Below are 3,200 nucleotides of genomic sequence, written 5' to 3'. Positions count from 1 at the left end.
AATAGATAGAAGGTTGAAAATTTCGGGAGCTCAATGGTTGAAAAAAAATGTCAATCAAATGCTAAAACTTCGTTGTGCTTACCTCAACGATCTCTTGGCCATTTGAGGCTTTTGCAAAACCGGGATGCTCCCCAAGGTGATCCAAACAGTGATGTATCTTTTCCCTGCATTCCCGGTAGCATGATTCGGGGAGTGTTGATTAGTCGTTATCTCCAAGATCGCGGTTTGCGAAGCACCGATGATATATTGGATACTTCAAAATTTCCCGAAGTGCAACGGTTATTTTTTGACGGCAGCACTCGCTACTTAAATGCTTATTTATATAGTAATGACCAAGAAAAACGTACTCTTCCTGTACCTCGCTCTTGGTTAAAGAAAAAGGGGGATGAAGCTACTGATTCAAAAGACCTAAGTATATATGATTTCAGTTGGGAACAACCGAATCAGGATATTTCCTATAAATCCTTGAATGAAAGTTTTTGTACTGTGGATGATGAAGACGTAGTTCTGTACAAAGAGAAGCGGCGAATTAACATTCATAATATGCGCGATCGCAAAAAAGGTAGAGGCACAGATGATAACGGCGCTGTATTTCGTTATGATGCCTTAGATGCGGGACAAACTTTCCAGGGAGTTATTCTCTGTGACAATGCTGATGATGTAGCAAAAATCAAGCCGTTGCTGGAACTAAAAGATATATTTTTAGGTGGTTCTCGGAAGGCAGGATATGGACATACCACAATTGAAATTATTCCAAATAAAGAGGACATTAATTGGCATGAAGTAGAAACACCTCTTGAAGATCGAGAGGATCGAGAACTGCTTCGTATCACCCTTCTCAGTGACTTAATTTTACGCGATCGCTGTGGTCAATATGTAGCAATGCCACCAATCCAATTAATCACAGATGAGGGAGAACGAGAAATCGATCCACTTACTCAGTTACTCGAACAATTACTAGATGTAAAACTAGAGCCACAATCTAGTTTTACTAGCAGTATAGTTGTTGGGGGATTTAACCGTAAATGGGGATTACCATTACCACAAGTTCCAGCCTTAGCAGCAGGAAGTGTTTTCATCTTCAACTATCAGGGAGAACTCAATATAGACCGAATTCGTACTTTAGAAAATCAAGGAATTGGAGAAAGACGGGTTGATGGTTTTGGAAGATTAGCAGTCAACTGGCTGGAGGAGTATCCAAAATTTACGGCAAGTCTGCTGAAATCAGAAGTTGACTTGACTCATCAACCGAACTTAACACCAAACAGTGAAGATAGTCAAATAGCTGCAAAGATGGCCAAAAGACTCTTAGAACAAAAGCTGGATAAGCAACTTTTAGACAAAGTACATAGATGGACACTGGAACCGAACAAACTGAGTAATAGCCAGCTTTCCCGATTAATAATCATGGCAAGGCAGGCTTTAACTGAAGAAAGCAAAAGTCCTGTTATCAATTTAGTAGAAAATTTGCCCAAAAATGCTAATAGTCAATTTGAAGATACAAAAGTTAACGGAAAACCCTTCAAAAAGCAGATTTGTGAATGGTTAAATGAACCAAATAGCTGGATAGATTCACAGCATTTAGAAATCAACATTGCTGGCGAATCAGTCACATCAAATTTAGTTGAGAAGCTGAAACTAGACTACACGCTACGACTAATCATAGCTATTGCTAAAAAAGCAAATAAGGAAAATAAAAATGAGTAGAAAACGCGATGGACGACAGATTATCAAGCGCATCATTGTGCGCGGTGTTTTGGTACTGGACACACCTACCTGTCTCAGTAATGGTGATGCTGAAGGAGTAATAGACATGATGCTGTTACGCGATAGTATCAGTCCCCGTGCTTTACTAACAGGGTCATCCATTGCAGGTGCTTTGCGTAACTATCTTCATGAGTATGAAAAGGATTACTGCAAAAGTGCCACTCGGCAGGATATGGCAGCTAAACTGTTTGGCGATTTGTTTGCTTACAAAGATGAGAAGAATCTTAAAGAAAAGCAGAAATTAGAAAGAAAGCAGCAAGATACGCAAAGTCCACTGATTATTGATGATGCACTTAGCAGCACTATTCCTGAAGTTGAGTTACGGGATGGAGTGAAAATTAATGGAAAAACTGGTACGGCAGATGATGGTGCAAAGTATGACTTGGAATTTTTGACAGCAGGAACTCAATTTCCTCTTAACTTTGAGTTGTTAATTGAAAAAGACAAAGACGAAAATGAGCTCAAGGAAGCACTTGCGATCGCATTAGAGGGATTAAAGTCTGGTGAAATCAGTATTGGCATGAAAAAGCAGCGGGGTTTTGGTCGCTGTCATGTAGATGAATGGCAAGTCTGGGAATTCGATTTAACCAAACATAGCGATCGTCTTTCCTGGTTAACCTTCGATCGCTCTTGGAGTCAGCCATATAAACAATCACCAAGCGATCGGTTGTTGAGTAATAAAAAACTCAAACAGCTAAAAATAGACAAACCCGATCTGCGCCATCGCCTCTTTATTCATGCTAAATTTAAACTAGCAAGTCCCCTACTGATCCGTTCGGGTCAAGACTTAACTAAAAGATCGACGACCGATAAAAACTCAAAACTCTGTCTGCCTGATGTCGTACATCTGCGATCGCAAAGAAATAGAAAACTTGAGCCAGTTGTTTCTGGAACAAGTCTAGCAGGAGTGCTATGGCATCGCGCAGAGCGAATTGTAAATACGCTAGGCAAAGACAAAGATTTAAAGATTGTTTATGACTTATTCGGAAAAGTTGATGAAACGACAAAAGAAGCTAAAGCAAGTCGCTTACTTATCGATGAAACTGTGATAGAAAGTACAGACGATATAGTGCAAAGTCGAATTGCTATTGACCGCTTCACAGGTGGCACTTATCACGGAGCATTATTTAGCGAACAGCCTATTTTTGGCATTGAAACAGCCGAGGAAGAGAAGAAAAGCAAAAAAGGGAAACAAAAATCTAAACCCACTCAAAAAAATAAACATATTGAACTTAAGCTAGAACTTCGTCAACCAGAAAAATATGAAATTGGTTTGCTGCTATTGCTACTCAAGGACTTGTGGACAGGAGATTTACCTGTAGGCGGTACGATTAGCATTGGACGCGGAAGGTTGCAGGGCTCTCCTGAACTTGTGGTGATAATTTTATCTAATCAGAAAAACAAGCTAATACGCGATTTCTGAAATTATGAAA

2 protein-coding genes are annotated in these 3,200 nt (G+C 39.8%); both read left to right on the top strand.

The features are described 5' to 3' along the window. The first annotated feature begins 72 nt into the window (after window positions 1-72). Window positions 73-1,707, top strand: coding sequence for an RAMP superfamily CRISPR-associated protein (locus QUB70_RS32070; protein WP_332985837.1), 1,635 nt, complete (start codon window positions 73-75; stop codon window positions 1,705-1,707). After that, window positions 1,700-3,190 carry an RAMP superfamily CRISPR-associated protein gene (locus tag QUB70_RS32065; protein ID WP_332985836.1) on the top strand — a complete coding sequence of 497 codons (1,491 nt, stop codon included), beginning with the start codon at window positions 1,700-1,702 and terminating at the stop codon, window positions 3,188-3,190. Before QUB70_RS32070 ends, QUB70_RS32065 begins: the two co-directional genes overlap by 8 nt. Window positions 3,191-3,200: the final 10 nt, after the last annotated feature.

Origin of the sequence: Microcoleus sp. A003_D6 (genome assembly GCF_036702825.1) — a bacterium.
Classification (GTDB): Bacteria; Cyanobacteriota; Cyanobacteriia; order Cyanobacteriales; family Microcoleaceae; genus Microcoleus.
Note: the sequence above shows the minus strand (reverse complement) of the source record. Positions and strands in the feature narration are given on the sequence as shown.

Excerpts from the sequence above, each read along its gene's own strand:
- QUB70_RS32065 (WP_332985836.1), top strand. The coding sequence starts at position 1,700 with ATGAGTAGAAAACGCGATGGACGACAGATTATCAAGCGCATCATTGTG.